We start from the raw sequence: 21397 nt of genomic DNA, 5'->3' as shown, positions 1-21397 counted from the left end.
TATGGTTGATGACACATAATGGGCAATCATTGCCGACACGATCAGTGCTTGCTTTGCGCATGAGAATATTTATCATTAAAAGTCGGATCCTGTCTTCCTCACTGTCGAGCCTGCCATCTTCATGAAAAGCGCCACCGTCGGTCTGCCGGTCGTCTACCGCCTCGGGGTCTGCTCGCGTATCGTCGCAGCCGCCCTGGGGGGCTATGTGCTTGCCTCGCTGACGGGGATCAGCCTGGCTGCGCTGGTGCCCCTGGCACGCGGGGAGGCCATGATCAGCGGCATGATGCTGTCGTTCCTGGTGTATGTGGTCGCGGTGCTGTGGTGCTTTGCCTGCCATTCGGCGTGGCGCGCCTGGTTGGGGCTGCTGGTGCCGAGCCTGGTGCTGGCGGCGGTCAACGGCGTGCTGCTGTGGGGGCACCCATGAAAGAGGGTTTTCGCCAGGCCATGGCCTGGTTGCACACCTGGGCCGGGCTGGTGTTTGGCTGGTTGCTGTTCGCCATTTTTCTCACGGGCACGCTCAGTTACTTCAAGGACGAGGTCAACCACTGGACCCACCCGGAGATCGCCAGCCACCCGCTCGACGACGCGGCTGCCCTGGACAAGGCCCAGCGTTACCTGGAACAGCACGCCGCAGGCATGAAGACGTGGTACATCAACCTGCCGGATGAGCGCCAGCCGTATATCCAGGTGATGTACCCCGGGCCTTCCGGGCGCTTTGCCAACCAGATCCTGGACGCCGGGAGTGGTCAGCTTGCAGCGGCGCGAGAGTCCATGGGCGGCGAGTTCTTTTACCAGTTCCACTATCAGCTGCAGCTTCCCTACCCGTGGGGCCGCTGGCTGGCCAGCCTGTGCGCGCTGGTGATGCTGGTGACCCTCATCAGCGGCATCATCACCCACAAGAAGATCTTCAAGGAGTTTTTCACCTTCCGCCCGCGCAAGGGCCAGCGTTCGTGGCTCGACGGCCATAACGCCGTGGGGGTACTGGTCTTGCCGTTCCATTTGATGATCACCTACAGCAGCCTGGTGATTTTCATGACCATGCTGCTGCCGGGCAACATTCTGGCCCAGTACGGCAAGCAGACCAGCGCCATCTACGATGACCTGATGCCGAGCAGGGGCGTGCCGGCCGCCGCCAACCAGCCGGCACCGCTGGTATCCCTGTCGGAGCTGTACCGGGACTTCCAGCAACAGGCTCCCGGTAGCCGTCTGGGGCTGATCGAAGTGGACCACCCCGGCGACGCCAATGCCTCGGTCGTGTTCGGCCGTCACGGTGGCGACCGCATCGTTCACCAGATCGGCTATGGGCGCGTGTACGACGGCGTTTCGGGGGCATTGCGTTTCGATCGTCAGGTCAGCTCGGTACCCATGATGATCGCCGGTGGTTTGTACGGTATGCACATGGGCCACTTCGCCGGGCCGGGGCTGCGCTGGCTGTATTTCCTGGCGGGTATCAGTGGTACCGCCATGATCGGTACCGGCCTGGTGATGTGGCTGGGCAAGCGCCAGCTCAAACATGCCAAGAGCGCCCGCCAGCCGTTCCACTTGCGCCTGGTGGCAGTGCTCAATGTGATGAGCATGGGCGGCCTGATGCTGGCGGTCATCGGTTTCTTCTACGCCAACCGCTTGCTGCCGTTTGAGCTGGCCGGGCGCAGCGGCCTGGAGGTACGGGTGTTTTTCTGGGTGTGGGCGTTGTCGGCGCTGCATGCGGCCCTGCGCCCCGCGCGCCAGGCCTGGCTCGAACAACTGGGGCTGGCGGCGCTGTTGTATGCCGGGCTGCCACTGCTCAACGCGGTGACCACAGGCCAGGGTCTGAACCGCTCCCTGGCCCAGGGTGACTGGGCCATGGCGGGGGTCGACCTCACCGCGCTAGCCTGGGGCCTGCTGCTGGCCTGGGCGGTGCGCAAGCTGTGGCGCAACGTGCCTGTGGTCAAGGCCCGTAAAGTAGCCATGAGCGCGGAGGGCGAACCCACATGATGCTGGTCGTTGGGTTGTTGTGCTATGCCGGCTTCGCCGGTTTGTGCCTGGGCATGGAGCGGCATTACCGCGACCTGGTCGGCCGGCCGCCACAGGCGCGAGTCAGCCTGGGGTTGCGCCTGGCCGGTAGCCTGTTGCTGGCGGCGGGCCTGTGGCTGGCGGTGGTGGTCGACGGGGGCTGGAGCATGGGGCTCGTGCACTGGTTCGCGGCGTTGATGGGCAGTGCGATGTTGCTGGTGTTCCTGATGCCGTATCGCCCGCGGTGGGCGGTTGGCCTGGCAGGCGCCGCCGGCGTGCTTGGCCCGGCGCTCGGGCTCGTCCTGTAGAAGGCTGGGCACCAGGGCGGCGCCCAGCCAGTCAGCCAGTCAGCCTTTGAACGACTGCGGGTTCACCAGGTCCTGAGGGCGCTGGCCTTTCAAGGCCGCAGTCAGGTTGCTGATGGCGCGGTTGGCCATGGCTTCGCGGGTTTCAGAGGTGGCTGAGCCGATATGCGGCAGGGTCACCGCGTTTTTCAGCTGGAACAGCGGCGATTCGGCCAGGGGTTCCTTCTCGTAGACGTCCAGGCCGGCACCGCGGATGGTGCCGTTCTGGAGCGCGTCGATCAGCGCCGGTTCGTCCACGATCGGCCCGCGGGCGATGTTCACCAGGATGGCCGACGGCTTCATCAGCGTCAGCTCGCGGCGGCTGATCAGGTGCTTGGTCTTCTCGCTCAATGGCACCACCAGGCAGACGAAGTCAGCCTCGGCCAGCAATTCGTCCAGGCTGCGGAACTGCGCGCCCAGCTCCTGTTCCAGGGCCGGCTTGCGGCTGTTGCCGCTGTACAGGATCGGCATGTTGAAGCCCAGGCGACCACGGCGGGCGATAGCCGCGCCAATATTGCCCATGCCGACGATACCCAGGGTTTTACCATGCACGTCGGTGCCGAAATGGTTCGGGCCGATGCTGGCTTTCCATTCCCCGGCCTTGGTCCAGGCATCCAGTTCGGCCACCCGACGGGCGCTGCTCATGATCAACGAGAATCCCAGGTCGGCAGTGCTCTCGGTGAGTACATCGGGGGTATTGGTGAGCATGATGCCGCGCTCGGTGAAGTAGGCCACGTCATAGTTGTCGTAACCCACCGAGACACTGGACACCACTTCCAGGTTGGCCGCGCTGGCCAATTGCTTGGCGCCCAGCGGACGACCGGCGCCGATCAGGCCATGGGCCCGGGGAAGGGCTTCGTCGAACTGGACAGCGATGTCGCCCTTTTTCGGATCGGGCACGATCACTTCGAAGTCCCGTTCCAGGCGCTCGATCATGGGGGGGGTGATGCGGCTGAAGGCCAGTACGGTCTTTTTCATTGGACTTGTTCTCCTGAGGGCAGCTTTTAAGCGACAGGCTGCAAGCTACAAGCTTCAAGTGGCGAGTCGCAAGACCCCACCTGCAATGCAATCAGCGTGAAGCTCGAAACCTGACGCTTATGGTTGCCTCACAGGGCCATGTTCAGCTCATGGGTCTTCAGGTCAGCCTCATGGGCCGCCAGAATGTCCGGCAACGACCCACGCAGGTATTCCACCCACGTCTTGATCTTGGCATCCAGGTACTGGCGCGACGGGTAGATGGCGTACAGGTTCAGTTCCTGCAACCGGTAGTCGGGCAACATGCGCACCAGGGTGCCGTTACGCAGGCCATCGATGGCCGCGTAGATCGGCAATACGCCCACGCCCATGCCGCTGATGATCGCGCTTTTCATCGCGTCGGCGGAATTGACCTGGAAGGGTGCATTGCTGATGTTGACCATCTCCTGGCCTTCGGGCCCGTCGAACAGCCATTTTTCCAGCTGCACAACCGGGCTGATCAAGCGCAGGCAGGCATGGGCCATCAGGTCGCTGGGCTTGCGCGCGGCGCCGTGGGCCTTCACGTACTCGGGTGAGGCGCAGACGATGCTGTAGGTGATGCCCAGCCGCTGGGACACGAAACCCGAGTCCGGCAGCTCGCTGGCCAGCACGATGGACACGTCATAGCCTTCATCCAGCAGGTCGGGCACGCGGTTTGCCAGTGTAAGGTCGAAGGTCACGTCCGGGTGCGTCTTGCGGTAGCGGGCGATGGCGTCGATGACGAAGTGCATGCCGATACCGGTCATGGTGTGCACTTTCAACTGCCCGGCCGGGCGGGCGTGAGCGTCGCTGGCCTCGGCCTCGGCTTCTTCGACGTAGGCCAGGATCTGCTCGCAGCGCATCAGGTAGCGCTTGCCCGCTTCGGTCAGGGCAATGCGCCGGGTGGTGCGGTTGAGCAGGCGGGTTTGCAGGTGCGCTTCAAGGTTGGAAACCGCCCGCGAGACGTTCGCGGTGGTGGTATCGAGCTGCACGGCGGCGGCAGTGAAACTGCCCGCTTCGGCCACGCAACTGAAAGCACGCATGTTTTGCAGGGTGTCCATGGGTCACTCTCTAAATAGACGGCAAATTGTCGCATGAAGTAACAATTGTCGTCTCGCAGCTTTACACCGATTATCGCTTTTTACGTAACAAAGAATCGCACGAATACCCGCTTATCGGCACCCGTTTCACCCCCTAGAATCGGCGCCTCAAGGTAATCCCCTCTCTTTCAGTCAGGAATTAGCAGCTGTGCCGCGTCGCCTATTTGCAAAGCTGAATGCTTTCAGCGTTTTGGCCTTAACTTTGACCATCAGCGGCTGCATCGGCACCGGAGGCATTGCCCCACAGGGCAAGACCCTGTCTGCCAACACCCTGGCCACCGACGAAGCCATCCAGGCCGCCGCCAAGGACGCCCACTGGCCTGCCAGCCAATGGTGGCGCGCCTATGGCGACGCGCAATTGAACCAGTGGGTGGACCTGGCGCTGCAAGGCAGCCCAACCCTGGCCATGGCTGCCGCCCGCGTGCGCCAGGCCAAGGCCGCCGCTGGCGTGGCGGAATCGGCCGAAGCGGTGCAAATCAACGGCAAGGGCTCCATGACCCGGCATAAATGGCCGACCGACAATTTCTATGGGCCGGGCGAACTGAGCGGCGTGACCGACTGGGACAACACCGCCGGGCTGGGCCTGAGCTATTCCCTGGACCTGTGGGGCCGCGAAAGCAACGCCACCGAACAGGCCGTGGACATGGCCCACATGAGTGTGGCCCAGGCGCGGCAGGCCCAACTGGAACTGACCAACAACATCGTCAAGGTGTACATCCAGTTATCCCTGCATTTCGCCCAGCGCGACATCGCCGAGGCCACCCTTGCCCAACAGGAGCAGATCCTGCAACTGGCCGAGAAACGCCTGGCCCATGGCATCGGTACCCAGTTCGAGGTCAGCCAGGCGCAGACGCCGCTGCCCGAAACCCACCGGCAGATCGACTCGCTGGATGAAGAGATAGCCCTGAGCCGCAACCAGCTGGCCGCCCTGGCCGGCAAAGGCCCCGGTGAGGGCGCGCACCTGCAACGGCCGACGCTGGCCCTGGGGGCGGCGTTGAAGCTGCCGTCGGCCCTGCCAGCCGAACTGCTGGGGCAGCGCCCGGACGTGGTCGCCAGCCGTTGGCAGGTAGCTGCCCAGGCCCGTGGCATCGACGTGGCGCATGCCGGCTTCTACCCCAATGTCGACCTCACCGCCAGCCTTGGCTACATGGCTACCGGGGGGACCATGCTCGGCTTCCTCAACGCCTCCAAGCTCAGCTACACCGTGGGCCCGGCCGTCAGCCTGCCGATTTTCGACGGTGGCCGCCTGCGCAGCCAATTGGGTGAAGCTTCGGCCGGCTACGACATCGCCGTGGCGCATTACAATCAGACCCTGGTCGAGGCGCTGAAAAGCATTTCCGATCAGTTGATCCGTCGCGAGTCCATGGACAAGCAACAGGTGTTCGCTGCCCAGTCCGTGGCCTCGGCGCAGAAAACCTATGACATTGCCCAAGTGGCATTCCAGCGTGGCCTGACCGACTTCCTCAATGTACTCAACGCCCAGACTCAGCTGTTCCACCAGCAGGAAATCCAGCAGCAGGTGCAGGCTGCGCGCCTGGCTGCTCAAGCTGAACTGGTGACCGCCCTGGGCGGCGGCCTTGGGGCCGGCAACGACGTGCCGACCGAGCAGCAGACCGTGGCGCCGAAAACCCCGGCGGCCCTGGCCATCCTCAACCACTGACGGAACGATCATGACTTCTCTGTCCGCACCGCTGCGCCGCCTCGGTGAACTGCAGTGGCGCCGTGGCTTCTTCGAATGGGCGCGCAGCGACGGCGTCACCTGGGTCTACATCTTCAAGACCCTGTTGGCCGCGTTCGTGACCCTGTGGCTGGCCATGCGCCTGGAATTGCCGCAGCCGCGCACCGCGATGATCACCGTGTTCATCGTCATGCAACTGCAAAGCGGCCACGTGTTCGCCAAAAGTTTCTACCGGTTCCTGGGCACCATCGCCGGGTCGGTGGTGACCGTGGCGCTGATTGCTCTGTTCGCCCAGAACACCGTGCTGTTCCTGCCCAGCCTGATGATCTGGTTCGGCATCTGCTCGGCCGGTGCGGTACGCCATCGCAACTTCAAGGGCTACGGTTTCGTGCTGGCCGGCTACACCGCGGCCTTCATCGGCCTGCCGGCCCTGGCGCACCCGGAAGGGGCGTTCATGGCCGCCATGTGGCGGGTGCTGGAAATTTCCCTGGGCCTGATCGTCTCCACGGCGGTGAGCGCCGCGATCCTACCGCAGTCGGCCAGTACCTCCATGCGCAATGCGCTGTACCAGCGCTTCGGCGTGTTTGCCGGCTTTGTCGCCCATGGCCTGCGGGGCGATAGCCAGCGTGACGCCTTTGAAAGCACCAACGTGCGCTTCATTTCCGAGGCCGTGGGCCTGGAAAGCCTGCGCGGCGTGGTGGCCTTCGAAGACCCGCACATGCGTCGGCGCAGCGGACGGGTCAGCCGCCTGAACAGCGAGTTCATGGCCATCACCACGCGCTTCAATGCCCTGCACCAGTTGCTCGAACGCATCCGTGCCCGCGGCCACGCCGAGGTGGTCACTGCCATCGAGCCCGGCCTGCAAGCCCTGGCCACGTTGCTGGACCGCTATGCCGGCCGAGCCCTTACCGATGCCGACGCCCACCAGTTGGCCGAGCAGATGGCACTGTACAAGGAAGAGCTGCCCTCCCATGTGCGCCGGTTGCGGGCGATCTTCGTGGAGAGCAACCCCAGTGAAGACGACCTGCTGGACTTTCACACCGCGTACGAGCTGTTGTACCGCTTCGTCGACGAGTTGCTCAGCTATGCCCAGACCCACGCCTCGTTGGCTGACCACAGCCATGCCCGGGAAAAGTGGGACGAGCCGTTCATGCCCCAGACCAGTTGGTGGGTGTCAGCGGCCGCTGCCTTGCGGGCCATGTCGGTGTTGGGCCTGCTGGGCAGCTACTGGGTCGCCACCGCCTGGCCCAGTGGCGCCACCATGACTCTGGTGGCCGCGGCCACGGTGGGCCTGTCGGCGGCCGCGCCGAACCCCAAGCGCATGTCGTTCCAGATGGCCTGCGGGACAATGCTGGGCGCGGTGGTGGGCTTTGCCGAAACCTTTTTCGTGTTCCCGTGGATCGACGGCTTCCCGCTGCTTTGCATGGTGCTGGCACCGGTGATCGTCTTCGGTGCTTTCCTGGCCTCGCGGCCCCAGTGGGCGGGTTACGGCCTGGGCCTGCTGATTTTCTTCAGCATCGGTTCGGTGCCTGACAACGTCACGGTGTACAACGCCTACGCCTTTATCAACGACTACATCGGCATGGTAATCGGCATGCTCGCCTGCGCTGCGGCGGGCGCCATCATCCTGCCGCCCAACAGCCGTTGGCTGTGGAGCCGCCTGGAGCACAATCTGCGTGAGCAGGTGGTGTTCGCCATCAGCGGCAAGCTGCGCGGCCTGGGTTCGGCGTTCGAAAGCCGCACCCGCGACGTGCTCAACCAGGCGTATGGCCTGGCGGCGGGCAAGCCCGAAGTGCAGCGCAATTTGCTGCGCTGGATGTTCGTGGTGCTTGAGGTGGGCCACGCCATCATCGAGTTGCGCCGCGAACAGGCCATCCTGCCCGTGCACCCGGTCTATGCCGAATCGCAGCCGTGGCGCCAGGCCATCCGGGTGATGGGCCGTTCGTTGATCCGCCTGTTCATCCAGCCCAGCCGCGCCAACCTCGAGCGCAGCCTGGCGGCGGTAGATCAGGCCATTTATTGCGTGCGCGACACCGACGAGCCGTTCGCCCGCCACTTCGATACCTCGGCGCTGCGCCGGGTGCAGAGCTACCTGCACTTCATCCGCAGCAGCCTGCTGGACCCGCAATCACCGCTCGCCGAGCTGGCGCCGCCGCGCCCGCCGAAGGACTGACCCATGCCTCGCGAAATAGCCTTTCATGGCGTGTACATGCCGACCATGACCCTGATGTTTCTTGTCGCCCTTGGGGTGGGCTGGGCCCTGGATCGCTTTATCAGTGGCCTGGACCTGTACCGCTTCTTCTGGCACCCGGCGCTGCTGCGCCTGAGCCTGTTCGTTTGCCTGTTCGGCGCCATGGCGCTGACCGTTTACCGTTGAGACTGACTTGATGAAAAAGTTTTTCAGCCTGATCGCCACCTTGCTGATCCTGGCCCTGGCCGTGTTCATCGGCCGCGAGCTGTGGGTGCACTACATGGAAACACCCTGGACCCGCGACGGCCGGGTGCGCGCCGACATCATCAACGTCGCCCCCGACGTGACCGGTTACGTGGTAGCTGTGCCGGTGCGTGACAACCAGTTGGTGAAAAAGGGCGACGTGCTGTTGCAGATCGACCCCGAGCACTACCAGATCGCCGTCAAACAGGCCCAGGCCCTGGTTGCTTCGCGCAAGGCCACGTGGGAGATGCGCAAGGTCAACGCCAGCCGCCGGGCCGACATGGATAACCTGGTGGTGTCCAAGGAAAGCCGCGAAGACGCGGGCAACATCGCCAGCAGCGCCGAGGCCGACTACCAGCAGGCCCTGGCTGCTCTGGATGCTGCGCAGTTGAACCTGTCGCGCACCAAGGTACTGGCCACGGTCGACGGCTACGTCACCAACCTCAACGTTCACGTAGGCGATTACGCCCGCACGGGTGAGGCAAAGATGGCCGTGGTGGACAAGAACTCGTTCTGGGTTTATGGGTTCTTCGAAGAGACCAAGCTGCCGAATGTGCACCTGGGCGACAAGGCTGATCTGCAGATGATGAGTGGTGAGGTCTTGAAGGGGCACGTCGAGAGTATTTCTCGTGGTATCTACGACCGAGACAACCCTGAAAGCCGTGAGCTGGTGGCGGACGTGAACCCGACGTTCAATTGGGTGAGACTGGCGCAGCGGGTGCCGGTGCGTATCCATATTGATGAGGTGCCGGACGGGTTTTTGCTGGCGGCGGGGACAACTTGCACGGTGGTGGTCAAGCAGGGGACGGCTGGCGCTCTGTAAGTTTTCTCGGCTTGGCAGCAGGTTGTGGGATGACTACCCGCTGCCAGGTAAAGATGTTGTGGCGCCCTCGAGATCAGGCGTTCTCAAAATGCTTCAACTCATCGAGAAGCGCGCTTCGCGCCTCAGCACATCTGCTACCCACTGGTTGATGCTCTTGTGGGCCAATTCGGCTTCGACCGCCACGCTTGCATGGAGACCAGGCTCCAGGCGCAAGCTCAATTTTCCGGAATAGGCCTTCTGGGGAGCGCGGCCCAGTTTTTTGCAGGTATCGAGATAGTCGATCACGGCCTCCTCAAAGGCAGCGCGTAACTCGCTGACGGATTCGCCATGGAACCCTACGACGCCCTTGATTCCTGCCAGGTGGCCGACCAACAGGCCATCTTCGTCGCTGTACTCGATGCGGGCCGTATAGCCCATGAAGTTCATCACATTCATGGTGTGACTCCTATCGGAGGAAGGTGATCGCTGCTGTGGGAAAAATTTGAGATTTCCCCCTGTCCCCCACAAGCGTCAACAAGGCCTCTGGAGCGTCTAGAGCACGCGATCCAACCCGAACCTGCGCTTCAACACCCCCTCCAGAACCCCCGCGGGTACCCACCGCGCTAGCCACGGCAACGCCCGGCTGCCATTGCCAATGCGCACCACCCGCGCCGGCAGCGGCTTTTCCACCGCCGCCAGCAACACCTGGGCAAACTCCAGCGCCGGTGTCGGCCGGTTCTGCGAGGCCTTGGCTCGCGCGCGGATCTGCGCTGCCAGCGGCCACCACGGCGAGCCCTCGGCGATGATCTGTTCGGCCTCGCGGCTGGCGTTGTTGGCAAATTGGGTGTCGATGGCCCCCGGCTGCACTTCCATCACCCGCACGCCAAACGGCGCCAGTTCCATGCGCAGCGCTTCGCTCAGGCCATGCACCGCAGCCTTGGAGGCGCAGTAGGCACCGGCGAACGGGGTGACCAGCACGCCGGAAACGCTGCCGATGTTCACCACCAGGCCGCGGCTGGCGCGCAGGTGCGGGAACAGGGCGCGGGTGATGCCGACGATGGAGAACACATTGGTTTCAAACTGCTGGCGAATGCTGGCCACGCCGCCGTCCAGCAGCGGGCCCATGGCGCCGTAGCCGGCGTTGTTGATCAGTATGTCCAGGTTCGGCAACTCGGTCGCCAGCGCGGCCACGGCGATTTCATCGTTGACGTCGAGCTGACGCGCCTGAAAGCCCTCGGCCGCCAGGCGGTCTACGTCCTGGGGCCGCCTGGCGGTTGCCCATACGCTGTGGCCTGCCTGCTTGAACGTGCGGGCAACGGCCAGGCCGATGCCGCTTGAGCAACCGGTGATGAGGGTGACAGGCATGTTGGTTCCCTTTCAGTCAGGTGGAATAGCGTTCCGGTTGCGCCACTCAGTTGGCGAAACTACCCTGCAACCGCTCCGCCCTGAACTCCAGCGTCTGCGCCCGGTACCCCGGCCGCAACGGCGGTAGTGGCAGGCAGTCGGCCCACTCGGCACCCGGCTGCAATTGCCCCGGCCCCCGATAGCGCGGGGCGTCGTAGTCGTCCTGCACCAGGTTCACGCTATCGCCCGGGGCGAAGGCGGCCAGGCGCCATTGCAGCTCTACCATCGGCACGCTGTTGCCATTTTTCATGCTCACCCGCACCGGCCGGTCGGCCGGGCATTGTTCGGTGTCGTACTTGAAGTGCAAGCCCATGCGCGCCAGCTGCGCCAGTTCGCGGTTGTCTTGCCACAGCACGCTGAGGCCGACCATGGCCAGGCCCGCCAGGGCGACCAGGGAAATGGGCAGGGCTTTTTTCGGGTAGCGCACCAGCAGGAACAGCCAGGCGATGATGAGGAGGGTGCCGATGAGCATGGCTTTGATCGCACGTGATAGACAAGCTTGTCATCCTATCGCGAATAGGCAACGTGAGCCACGCACCCGGCGGTGCTCAAACGCTCATTGGACCTCACCGAACCAGGAGGACTGCCGACCACCTGCGGGCAGTGTTTACGAGTGAGTTAGGCGATCATTGGGGCCGGGAAACAGCGACAATGAAAAAGCGCCCGTGAAATCGATTCGTTCCGTCGGCACCCTGAATATGAACTGGCCTTCGAACCTGTTCTTTGCGGTGTCAATGTTGACGGTGACCTCGCCGCTGGCGTCGTAAATTTGAACCAGCGGAATATCGCTCCCTGGCGGTAGCGAACGCAGCAAATGCATATCGAGTATCGGATTCCCAGACTGTAATGTGTCATGCAGTACCAGGTTGTAGGTGTTCGATTGAATACGGAAGATTATAGAAAATAACGTGTTGTCGAAAATGTTTCCCAGGCTTCCGGCCATTTGCCAATACGATTGTGTCGGTGTGGCTTCCTCACTGTAAGCCGTAACGGCACGTGCCGAGGTGTAGTCGGTTTCGCTGTCCTTCCAACGAAAGACACCGCTGTTATTGGGCGAGGGGGCAGGAGACAACGCGAGCAAGGTAATGGGATCAAAGAGTTTGAAAACGACGGCATCGGATTGTTTGATCATGGCAACTTCCTCCGGGATGAACTCGAAGTGTTTTCTTCATGGGCAATGCCGTCAACTGTCAAAACTAACAGTGCGTGTTCATTTCAACTTTCGAGTAGCTGTAAGCCATGTTTCACCGGTTCCCTGAGCAAAAAAGCCCCTGCCTCACTGGCTGCGGATAGGGGACGCAGCGAATGAGGCAGGGGCTTTCATGCCAACGGTGAAACCTTACTGCGCGATGGTTTTCACCGACACGCCGCGCTCGATCGGAGTGGAACGACCGTAGATGTCCTCGAAGCGCTCGATGTCGTCTTCACCCAGGTAGCTGCCCGACTGCACTTCGATGATTTCCAGCGGGATCTTGCCCGGGTTGCGCAGGCGGTGCACCGAGGCGATCGGGATATAGGTGGACTGGTTTTCGGTGAGCAGGAACACGTTCTCGTCACAGGTGACTTCGGCGGTGCCCGAAACCACGATCCAGTGTTCGGCGCGGTGGTGGTGCATCTGCAGGCTCAGGCAGGCGCCCGGCTTGACCGAGATGTGCTTGACCTGGAAGCGGCCACCCATGTCGACCGAGTCGTACGAACCCCACGGGCGGTACACTTCGCAGTGGTTCTGGGTTTCGCTGCGGCCCTGTTCGTTGAGGGTGGCGACCATCTGCTTCACGCCCTGGACCTTGTCCTTGTGGGCAATCATCATGGCGTCCTTGGTTTCCACCACCACGATGTTTTCCAGGCCGATCACCGACACCAGTTTGCCGTTGCCGTGGATCATGCAGTTGCGGCTGTCCTGTACCACCACATCGCCCTTGGTGACGTTGCCGTTGCTGTCTTTCTCGTGCACGTCCCACAGCGACGACCAGCAGCCCACGTCGCTCCAGCCGGCAGTCAGCGGCACCACGCAGGCGCGCTGGGTTTTTTCCATCACCGCGTAGTCGATGGAGTTGTCCGGGCAGCAGGCGAAGGTGGCTTCGTCGATCTCGATGTTGTCGCCGTCTTTCACGCTGCGCTCAAGGGTCAGCATGCAGGTGTCGTAGATGTCCGGGTCGTGCTTTTTCAGCTCTTCCAGGAAGCGGCTGGCGCGGAACAGGAACATGCCGCTGTTCCAGAAGTAGCCCCCGGCCTGGACGAATTCGGTGGCGCGTTTTTCGTCCGGTTTCTCGACGAAGTGCGACACGCGGCTGACGCCTTCAGGCAGCAGGGCATCGTTGCTGGACTTGATGTAGCCATAGCCGGTTTCCGGCTTGGTAGCCGGCACGCCGAACAGCACCATCTCGCCACGTTCGGCAGCCACTGTGGCCAGGGCCAGGGCGCGTTGCAGAGCTTTCTGGTCGTCGATGACGTGGTCGGCCGGCAACACCAGCATCAGTTCGTCGCGGCCTTCGTTGACCAGCTTCATGGCGGTCAGGGCTACTGCTGGCGCGGTGTTGCGGCCGAAGGGTTCCATGAGGATGCCCTGGGTTTCCAGCTTCAGGTTGCTCAGCTGTTCATTGACGATGAAACGGTGGTCTTTGTTGCAGACCACGATAGGGGTGTCCATGCCTTCGAACACCAGGCGCTCCAGGGTTTGCTGGAACAGGGTGTGCTCGCCGGTCAGGGCCAGGAATTGCTTGGGGAACTGCTTGCGCGAAAGCGGCCACAGACGAGAGCCACTACCACCTGACAAGATCACCGGAATCATGTTGTTTCTCCAATAAACGAATGGTTGTTAGACGTTTGCGTTGCCGTTTCTGTCTTGTTTTTGTTCCCTGTCAGCCGCCCGTTTCGGGCGGGCGGCCAACTCGATTCTTCTCAGCGAGTGGAGACCGGGCGCTGTACCCACACTGGCGACAGGCTGGTGCCTTCGCCGGTCACGTACAGCACGGCGGCTTCGCCGCGCTCCAGGGCCACAGGCTTGAGGTCGCTGACTTTCTTGTCGCCTTCGTACAGCGCCAGGCTGACTTTCACCGGGTTGATCTCGCGCTCACCGGTACCCTTGGCGGCCACGTCCTTGACCACGTCGGTCTTGCCGTCGGCGGTCTTCAGGGTCAGGGGCTTGTCGCTGAGGTTCTGCACGCGTACCAGCGACTTCTGCTTGTTCTTGAACGGTGGTTCCTCAACCAGCTGCGGGTTGCCGTTGGTGTTGTTGACCACGGTGTAGTAGTGGTCCGAAGCCAGTTTCACCGGCAGGGTCTTGGCGCCTACCTTGGCGCTGTAGTCGCCCTGGGGCAGGAAGCTGAAATCGCTGCTGGCCAGCGGTGCGACTTCGTTGAGGTTGGTGTTGCCGACGCTGGCGCTGACTTCCTGGTTGCTGGCGTTGTAGACGCGAACGAACGCGGAGCCTTTTGGCGCGGTAGGGCCGTAGAGCGCGGCGTCGCCACCGGCGAACGCCTGGGTGGAGAGCAGGCCGGCAGCGGCGATGACAGCGGCGGCGAGACGGGTTTTAACGGTACGTGCGGTCATGTGCGATTCCTCTTTGCTTGTAAGGTCGAGCGCTCTTGACGAAGGCTCAGTTGGATTGGCCCACAGCCAGGTTCTGGTTGGTGTTCGGGTCTTTTTTCAGCTCGGCGATCCAGTTCGGATCGAAGTCGCTGAGGTCGTTTTTCATCGGCAGATATCGTTCCGGGAATTCCCAGATCAGCACTTGTGGCGGGCTGCTCTTGAATGCGTCGGTTTGCAGGTACTTGAGCATCGGCAGGATCGGGCCATGGCCGTCCTCGGCGTAATTGACCACGTCGCTATGCAGCGACTGCTGCAGGGCGCCCAGGAAGTTCCAGTGCGGGTTGGCGCTGTAGCTGGTGCCCACCAGGGCCACTGGAATTTCGCTGCCACCGAACAGGGCGTCACCGCTGGCGGCCTTGTCACCGGCCTGGGTGGTGGTGCGCTGGGCCAGTTCATCGGGCTTGGGCAGCAGGTTGCTGAACAGCGGGTCCAGGGGCAGGAAGTTGGTCAGGTCGCCCTTGTAGGGCTTGGCCTGTTCGCTGGCGGTGACGAAGGTCTGCGGGTCGCCGCTCAGCGGCGCCTTCTGGGCAATGGCGGTGCTCAGGTTGTGCGCCACCACTTCGGCGCCCATGGGCGTCCAGTGGGTGTCGGTGCGCAGGAACACCTGGCCCTGGGCCTTGGCCTGTTGCAGCGGGGCCAGCAGGTCGGGGGCGAGGATACCGGCGGCCGCGGCCTGGGCATGGAACTGCTGGTACAGGTCCTTGTGCAGTTCGGCCGGTGCGGTGGCACCGATGTGCTCGGGGTACAGGCGGGCCTTGGCCGGAACGATGGCCAGTACCAGTTGCACACCGTGTTGCTTGAGCTGGTCACGCACGCCTTTGATCAGGGCGAAGTTGTCGGCTTCGATCTGCTGGCCGCCGGCCACCGGGTCGAACTCCTCGTCGCTGTACAGCCACTGGTCGCGGCCCAGCACCACGCCGGGACGGCCTTCGTTGAACAGCTTGAAGTCCACCGCGGCCCACAGGTTGGTGCCCAGGCGCTTGATCGGGAACTGGTCGTCGTAGTGGGTTTCCACCGCCTTGGTGAACTTGCCGTTGAGCACGGTCATCTGCGCGGTGCGGTTGAAGCTGGCGAAGCTCCACAACGACCAGATGCCCAGGCCCAGCAGCACGGCCAGGAACAGCAGGATATAGAGAATGCGTAATGATCGGGTCATGGTCGGCTCGCTCAAAACTGGAAGTAAAGGAATGGCGAGAAGCTCTGCGCCGACAGCTTCAGGATCGACGCCACGAACAGCAGCAGCACCAGGGCGCGCATCAGGTACCGGCTCCAGTCCACGGTCCAGTACGAGGCTTGCACCTGATGGCCATGGGCATGGGCCGCCAGGGCTGCCGGGTTGTCGCCCGGGGTGGCGCGGTACAGGCCAGGTTGCGCGGTAGCCGGGCCATTGGCTTCGGCCACCGGCGCCTTGGCCTTGGGCTTGGGCGGGTTGCTGTACAGGTCACGCAGGCCGAAGAACGCCAGGGTGAGGTAAGCGACCACCAGGGTGGCGACTTGCAGGCCGGTGAGGCTGGCGGCGTTGAGTTCCGACAGGTGCCAGTCGCCGAAGCTGAACATGGCGCCGTACATGCGGTAGGCCACGTGCAGGTTCTCGGCGCGGAAGATCACCCAGCCCATGATCACCAGCAGGAAGGTCAACACCCAGCGGATGGGGTTCAGCGAGCGTGGTGTGGTGTTGATGCCCAGCAGCCGCTCGATGGCCAGCCAGGCGCCATGCCAGGCACCCCAGATGATGTAGGTGAAATTCGCGCCGTGCCACAGGCCGCCCAGCAGCATGGTCAGGAACAGGTTGCGGTAGGTGGCCAGGGTGCCTTTGCGGTTGCCACCCAAGGTGATGTACAGGTAGTCGCGCAGCCAGGTCGACAGGCTGATGTGCCAGCGGCGCCAGAACTCGGTGATCGACTGGCTGATGTAGGGCTGCTTGAAGTTTTCCATGAAGCGGAAACCCATCATCAAGCCCAGGCCGATGGCCATGTCGCTGTAGCCGGAGAAGTCGAAGTACAGTTGCGCGGTATAGGACAGGGCACCCAGCCAGGCGTCGCCGGTGGTGGGGTTGGTCAGCGCGAAGCAGTGGTCCGAGACGGTGGCCAGGGTGTCGGCGATGAACACCTTCTTGATGAAGCCCTGCATGAAGCGGGTGGCGCCTTCGCTGAACTTGTCCAGGGTGTGGGTGCGGTTGTTGAACTGGTCCACCAGGTCGGCGAAGCGCAATACCGGCCCTGCGATCAGGTGCGGGAAGATGGCCACGAACGCGGCGAAGTCGATCAGGTTGCGCGTGGCCGGGGTGTCGCCACGGTACACGTCGATGATGTAGCTGATCGATTCGAAAATGTAGAACGAGATGCCGATGGGCAGCAGCACGTGGGTAAGAATGAACGGCTGCATGCCGAACGAGGTAATGATGGCGTTGATGCTTTCCACGCCGAAGTTGGCGTACTTGAAGTAGCCCAGCACGCACAGGTCCACGGCCACGCCCAGCAGCAGCCAGCGTTGCGCGGGTTTGGTGCGGATGCCGGCGGCGCCTACGCGCAGGCCGATCCAGTAGTTCCACAGGGTGACCGCGGCGAACAGCGCCAGGAAATCCACCCGCCACCAGGCGTAGAACACATAGCTGGCGACCAATAACAGCAGGTTGCGGTAACGATTGCCGCACAGGTAGTACAAGCCGAGAAAGACCGGCAAGAACAGGAACAGGAACACGTTAGATGAGAAAACCATCCCGATCTCTCCTTGTTTGATCCATACACAAGGGCCGAAGCCCCCCCAAACCCCCCATTTATTCCAGGGGGTGATTACGTCCGGTTACCGCCTGTAGCCGCTGCCTGACGGCAGCGGCTACAAGTGCTACGAGCCCTTGTTACCTTTCTCGTGCTCGGGGTCGTAGACCTTGGTCAGGTCGCCGCCCAGGCGGAAGGTCTTGAACGGCTGGCCTTCATGCTTGCGCTGCAACGCATCGGGTGGGCAGCTGTAAAGGCTGCACCAGGGTTCGAGCCAGGCGAATTTGCTGTCCACCTTCAGGTCGGTCATGTCCTGGTCCTTGCCGTTCTTCGCTTCGAAGATGCTCGGGTCTTTCACCCCTGCCAGCACCTTGTCGCCCAGGCGCTTGAGGGCACCGTTGTTTTCCTGGCGCAGGTCCACACCGTTGGCCTGGGCAAAGCTGGCGATCATCGACAGCGGTGGCAGGGCGTAGTTGTGGTAGGCCAGGGCGCGCTGCTGGCGCTTGACTTCGTTGGGCAGGAAACCGTCGGCATCGACCTGGTTGGCGCCGATCTTGTATTCCTTCACCGACCAGTCGAACAGGTCGCGGCGGTCCAGGGCCACGGAGGCGGCCATCACCGACCAGGCTGCCCAGTACGAATGGTTGTTGGTGTGGTCCAGCGGCAGGTTGTTCCAGTCGCTCACCACCTGGTCGGCCAGGCGCCCGAACCAGGCTTCGATCACCTGGGTCTGCTGCTGGTGGTTGGCCAGTGGGTGCGAATCGGAAAACTTCAAGCGCACGTAGGCCGAGGCCATGCTGCCCAGTGCCCATTTGCGCATGGACTTGCCGGTGTGGTTGAAGTCCTTGGACATCAGCGCGTCGGCCTGGGCCCAGGCGGTCAGCCAGTTCAAGGTGCAGTCCAGCTCCTGCGGGTTGCCGTCGCGCATGTACACCATCACCTGCTTGCTGATGCCGCGCTCCATGTTGGTGATGTCTTTGGTGGCATCACGGAAGGCTTTATCGGACGAGGCATTGAAGGTCGAACGGGTCTTGTCCGAACCTTCGTACTTGCTGCGAAACTGCAGGCTCTGGGTGTAGGGCGCCGGCATGGCCTGGCAGCCCTGGTCGTTGGGGCTGGTCTTGAACTTGTCCACGGCCGCCAGGTAACCCTGCGGCGGGTGCAAGGGTGCGGCAGCCTGGGCGTTGGCGGCGAACATGGCCAGGCCCAACAGGGTCGGGGCCAGCAGGTGCTTGAGTACGTTGGCGCGGTTCATGATTGACCTCACAGTCCGGCTTGGGCGTTCTGTTGTTTCGGTGATTGCTGAACGCCGGGGAAGACGTTGCGCTTGCACACGGTGGCTTCGACTTTCTGCGGTGCCTGCCCGGCGTCCGGGCCTTGCACCTCAAGGGCCAGCAGGTTCTGCGAAGCCCAGTCCTCGTCGTTGCGCAACTCGAAGGCAAAACGCCCGTCGGTTTCGGATGTTTCGGGTTTCTCGATTTTCAGGTCCTCGTGGCGGCCGTTCAGGTACCAGAGGGTGGCGTGCAGGGTCTTGACCGAGGTGTCGGCGAACCGGATGTCGATCTGGTGGTTGCCGTTGTGCAGGTCCTTGATGCCGTTGCGCCCGTTCACCAGCAGTTCGTTCTTGCCGGTTTTCAGCGTGGCACTGGCTTGCAGTTCGGCTGGCTTGCCTTCGCAGCCGTTGTCCAGCATCGACATCATCTGCCGGTAGATGGTCTCCTGGTCCAGGCGGTACAGCGGCGAGAATTCCCAGATGAGGATTTTCGGCGGGTGCTTCTGGAAGTCGTCGCTACCCAGGTACTGCAGCATCGAGCCTTCCAGGCCGCCGCCGGGGAAGGCGACGTTGAGGATGTCGGCGCCGATGCTCTGTTCCAGAAAGCCCGAGAAGTTGTAGTTCTTGCCACTGTGGCTGGTGCCCACCAGGGTGATCTGCGGGGTACCGGCATCGCTGAACAGGTCGCTGTCGGAGGCCTCGCCCTTGGGCTCGGTGGTGAACTGGTCCATGTACTGAATGGCGTAGCTGGTGCCGCACAGCTGGCCAGCCATGTTGTGCAGGGTGCCAGTCTTGCCCATGCGCCCGGACAGGTGGGTTTCGAATTCACGCTTGGGCACGTTGGCGAAGGCGGGCATCTTTTTCACGGTCTCGGCCACGATCTTGGCGGTGCGCTGGGCGCCATACGGGGTCCAGTGCTGGTCGCCGCGGAAGTAGAAGTCGTGGGCCTGCTGTTCGTTGGTCAACGGCGACAGGTCCGGCACGTTATAGCCCATGCTGGCGAAGCGCTTGAGCATGGCCTGGTAGTTTTTCAGCGCCTTGTCGTAGTCGAACTTGTCGCGGTCGGCCGGGAACAGTTTGTTGCGGTCCACCAGGCCACGGGTAGGCTGGTACACCAGCACCAGTTCGATGCCCTTGCTCTTGAATGCATCGTGCAACTGCTGCAGGCGGCGGTAGCCTTCGGGGGTGGTGTCGAACTCGGTACGCAGGTCTTCCTGGGTACGGAACAGCCAGTCGCCCTGGGCCTGTACCAGGGTGGTGAAGTTCTGCTGGTAGCGGGTCACATAGTTTTTGGCGTCATGGGCGGCCGGGCACAGGCTGCAGCAGGGGGCGGCTTCGTACTTGGGCGCGGCGAAGTCCTGGGCCTTGGCGCCGTTGGCGGCCAGCATCGCGGCGGCGAGGCCCGACAGGCTGAGCAGCTTGATCAATGTGGGGTGCATGAAATTCATCCTCAGTCCTGCATTTCGGTCTGGCGTTCGACGGGGTCGATCAGCACGGCTTTTTGTTGGCGTACCATCAGGTCCATGATTTCCGCCTGGCGGTCACCCAGGATGCCGGTGAAGCTGATGCCGCTGGATTTGGTCGGCGCGAGCATCGACACCCGGTACAGCTCCACCGACAGGGGCGAGTCGATGGACAGCGGCCCTGTGCCGTTGCCGGCCAGTTCGCCACCCACCAGGATCAGCGAGACCTGGGCGTCGAACGGGTCGAGCTTGATGTTGCGGTCGGTGTTGCTCAGGTCCTTGATGTGCCCGTACACACCGGTCAGGCCGTTGGCCAGCGCCTTGTTTTCGTAGAGGCGGATGTTGGTGCTGTTGCGCACGCGAATACCGTGGCGCTTGTTGCCCAGCAGCTCGTTGCCCCACAGCAGGTTGTCGGCGCTCTCGTACAGGGTGATGCCGTCGGTGTGGTTCTTGTAGATCTTGTTGTAGGCCACCAGGTTGCCCACGCTGTTACGGTCGATCACCACGCCCGAGAGGTGGTTGTCGTAGCTGCGGTTGTTGATGATGAAGCTGTCGTTCACTTCCCGCGACACGATGATGCCGTGCTTCTTCTTCGTCCCGTACACGGTGTTGTCGGCGATGATCAGGCCGTGGGAACGGTCGTGGGGGTCGATGCCGTAGATGATGTTGTCGTGGTAGGTGTTGCTCTTGACCACGAAGTCGCGGGTTTCATAGCAGTAGAAGCCGTACCACATGTCCGAGAAGGTGCTGCCGATGATCCAGCCGGTTGGCTGGCCGCGGCCCATCTGCGCGCTCATGTTCGGGGTGTACTGGGAAATACTCACGCCATAGGACTTGGACTGGTTGTAGCCCATGCTCGCCATCACCGTGTTGACCATGTAGGTCTCGGTGCCACCCCAGGACAGCAGGAACGGGCGGAACTCCTTGGGCTGGCGGAAGGTGGACGGGCCGTTGTCGGCCTCGCGCCAGCCCAGCACACGGGTGTCGCGCAGGAACAGCTTGCCGTCGTTGACGATGAATGCGCCGCCCTCCTGGGACAGGCGCAGTTCCTTGGTCTGCTTGTCGACTTCGAACACGCCGTTGTGGCCGACCACGATAGGCAAGCGGGCCAGGTAAACACCCGGCGCGGTTTCGCGGATGTACTGCTTGGGCAGCTTTTTGGTCAGCTCGGTGAGGTTGACGTAGCCGTCCTCGACGAAGATGGCCTGGGGAATACCGTGCTGGCGGTTCACCCACTCTGCCATCTTGTTGTCGCCGCCGATGAATTCCTTCAGCACGTCTTCCTGCAGCATGCGCTTGACCATGACCTTGCCCGGCTTGCGGCGGTCGATCTTGGCCGCCACTGCCTGTGCGGTGTAGCCGGTCAGGTCGGGCAGTTTCGGCGCGGCCAGTTCCAGCGACTCCGGCGGTGCGGTGGTCACGGTGTAGGTCTTGGCCTGTTGCAGGGTCTTGGCTTCGTCCTGCGCCGGGGCCGCTGCCGGGTGTGCGGCCGGGGCACTGGCCAGGGCGGCGCCGCTGGCCAGCAGCAGGGCGGTGGCCAGCAAGGCTGTTGGCAACGGTGATCTGTCGCTGTTCATCATGTCATCGCACTCCCTTCGCAGTCGCA

At 62.8% G+C, this 21397-nt stretch carries 20 protein-coding genes; 7 read left to right on the top strand and 13 right to left on the bottom strand.

The window, feature by feature from the left end; translation table 11 throughout:
- Positions 1-121: 121 nt before the first annotated feature.
- The 3 genes from QBK88_RS16770 to QBK88_RS16760 are packed head-to-tail and all read left to right on the top strand — an operon-like array spanning position 122 to position 2300.
- Positions 122-424, top strand: coding sequence for a DUF3649 domain-containing protein (locus QBK88_RS16770; RefSeq protein ID WP_268145390.1), 303 nt, complete (start codon positions 122-124; stop codon positions 422-424).
- Positions 421-1974 (top strand): PepSY-associated TM helix domain-containing protein, encoded by a 1554-nt coding sequence (locus QBK88_RS16765; RefSeq protein ID WP_277962920.1) that lies wholly within the window; start codon positions 421-423, stop codon positions 1972-1974. The genes QBK88_RS16770 and QBK88_RS16765 overlap by 4 nt, the downstream gene beginning before the upstream one ends.
- Positions 1971-2300 (top strand): DUF3325 domain-containing protein, encoded by a 330-nt coding sequence (locus tag QBK88_RS16760; protein ID WP_445764952.1) that lies wholly within the window; start codon positions 1971-1973, stop codon positions 2298-2300. The genes QBK88_RS16765 and QBK88_RS16760 overlap by 4 nt, the downstream gene beginning before the upstream one ends.
- Before the next feature lie 39 nt (positions 2301-2339).
- On the opposite strand, the gene QBK88_RS16755 is transcribed toward QBK88_RS16760, so the two are convergent.
- Together QBK88_RS16755 and QBK88_RS16750 are read right to left on the bottom strand one after the other, a co-directional pair.
- The gene (locus QBK88_RS16755) at positions 2340-3314 is read right to left on the bottom strand and encodes a 2-hydroxyacid dehydrogenase (protein WP_277962919.1); all 975 of its coding nucleotides are present in this window, start codon (positions 3312-3314) and stop codon (positions 2340-2342) included.
- Between the two features lie 128 nt (positions 3315-3442).
- Positions 3443-4390, bottom strand: a complete 948-nt coding sequence (locus QBK88_RS16750) for a LysR family transcriptional regulator (protein ID WP_277962918.1) — start codon at positions 4388-4390, stop codon at positions 3443-3445.
- Positions 4391-4577: 187 nt separating this feature from the next.
- Between QBK88_RS16750 and QBK88_RS16745 the strand changes: the two genes are divergently transcribed.
- From QBK88_RS16745 to QBK88_RS16730, 4 genes are read left to right on the top strand one after another with little or no spacing between them, the layout of a single operon-like run.
- Positions 4578-6089, top strand: coding sequence for an efflux transporter outer membrane subunit (locus QBK88_RS16745; RefSeq protein WP_277962917.1), 1512 nt, complete (start codon positions 4578-4580; stop codon positions 6087-6089).
- 10 nt (positions 6090-6099) lie between these two features.
- Positions 6100-8280 (top strand): FUSC family protein, encoded by a 2181-nt coding sequence (locus tag QBK88_RS16740; protein ID WP_277962916.1) that lies wholly within the window; start codon positions 6100-6102, stop codon positions 8278-8280.
- 3 nt (positions 8281-8283) lie between these two features.
- A complete protein-coding gene (locus QBK88_RS16735; protein WP_268145378.1) occupies positions 8284-8484 on the top strand; it encodes a DUF1656 domain-containing protein in 201 nt (66 codons plus the stop codon).
- Positions 8485-8494: 10 nt separating this feature from the next.
- The gene (locus QBK88_RS16730; protein WP_277962915.1) at positions 8495-9364 is read left to right on the top strand and encodes an HlyD family secretion protein; all 870 of its coding nucleotides are present in this window, start codon (positions 8495-8497) and stop codon (positions 9362-9364) included.
- A gap of 93 nt (positions 9365-9457) precedes the next feature.
- Here the strand turns inward: QBK88_RS16730 and QBK88_RS16725 are convergent, their stop codons facing one another.
- The 11 genes from QBK88_RS16725 to algG form a co-directional block, all read right to left on the bottom strand.
- Positions 9458-9799 carry a type II toxin-antitoxin system HicB family antitoxin gene (locus QBK88_RS16725; RefSeq protein ID WP_277962914.1) on the bottom strand — a complete coding sequence of 114 codons (342 nt, stop codon included), beginning with the start codon at positions 9797-9799 and terminating at the stop codon, positions 9458-9460.
- Positions 9800-9895: 96 nt separating this feature from the next.
- Complete coding sequence (locus QBK88_RS16720) at positions 9896-10708, bottom strand: SDR family oxidoreductase (protein ID WP_277962913.1); 813 nt, start codon at positions 10706-10708, stop codon at positions 9896-9898.
- 46 nt (positions 10709-10754) lie between these two features.
- Positions 10755-11219 (bottom strand): multidrug transporter, encoded by a 465-nt coding sequence (locus QBK88_RS16715; protein ID WP_277962912.1) that lies wholly within the window; start codon positions 11217-11219, stop codon positions 10755-10757.
- Between the two features lie 135 nt (positions 11220-11354).
- Positions 11355-11879, bottom strand: a complete 525-nt coding sequence (locus QBK88_RS16710; protein ID WP_277962911.1) for a hypothetical protein — start codon at positions 11877-11879, stop codon at positions 11355-11357.
- Between the two features lie 207 nt (positions 11880-12086).
- Positions 12087-13538, bottom strand: a complete 1452-nt coding sequence (locus tag QBK88_RS16705) for a mannose-1-phosphate guanylyltransferase/mannose-6-phosphate isomerase (protein WP_268145367.1) — start codon at positions 13536-13538, stop codon at positions 12087-12089.
- A gap of 110 nt (positions 13539-13648) precedes the next feature.
- Entirely contained in the window at positions 13649-14299 is a 651-nt protein-coding gene (locus QBK88_RS16700) for an alginate O-acetyltransferase AlgF (protein WP_268145365.1), read from the bottom strand.
- Between the two features lie 46 nt (positions 14300-14345).
- On the bottom strand, positions 14346-15494 hold the full coding sequence (locus QBK88_RS16695) for an alginate O-acetyltransferase (RefSeq protein ID WP_277962910.1): 1149 nt from the start codon (positions 15492-15494) through the stop codon (positions 14346-14348).
- 11 nt (positions 15495-15505) lie between these two features.
- The gene (locus tag QBK88_RS16690) at positions 15506-17056 is read right to left on the bottom strand and encodes an MBOAT family O-acyltransferase (RefSeq protein ID WP_268145359.1); all 1551 of its coding nucleotides are present in this window, start codon (positions 17054-17056) and stop codon (positions 15506-15508) included.
- A 126-nt stretch (positions 17057-17182) separates the two neighbouring features.
- The gene (locus QBK88_RS16685; RefSeq protein ID WP_277962909.1) at positions 17183-18310 is read right to left on the bottom strand and encodes a mannuronate-specific alginate lyase; all 1128 of its coding nucleotides are present in this window, start codon (positions 18308-18310) and stop codon (positions 17183-17185) included.
- 8 nt (positions 18311-18318) lie between these two features.
- The gene (locus tag QBK88_RS16680; RefSeq protein ID WP_277962908.1) at positions 18319-19767 is read right to left on the bottom strand and encodes an alginate O-acetyltransferase; all 1449 of its coding nucleotides are present in this window, start codon (positions 19765-19767) and stop codon (positions 18319-18321) included.
- Between the two features lie 11 nt (positions 19768-19778).
- Complete coding sequence (gene algG / locus QBK88_RS16675; protein ID WP_445764951.1) at positions 19779-21371, bottom strand: mannuronan 5-epimerase AlgG; 1593 nt, start codon at positions 21369-21371, stop codon at positions 19779-19781.
- Between the last annotated feature and the right edge of the window lie 26 nt (positions 21372-21397).

This window comes from Pseudomonas sp. RIT-To-2, assembly GCF_029623465.1.
Lineage (GTDB): Bacteria > Pseudomonadota > Gammaproteobacteria > Pseudomonadales > Pseudomonadaceae > Aquipseudomonas > Aquipseudomonas silvicola.
The sequence above is the reverse complement of the archived record's forward strand: the minus strand, read 5'-3'. Positions and strand labels throughout refer to the sequence as shown.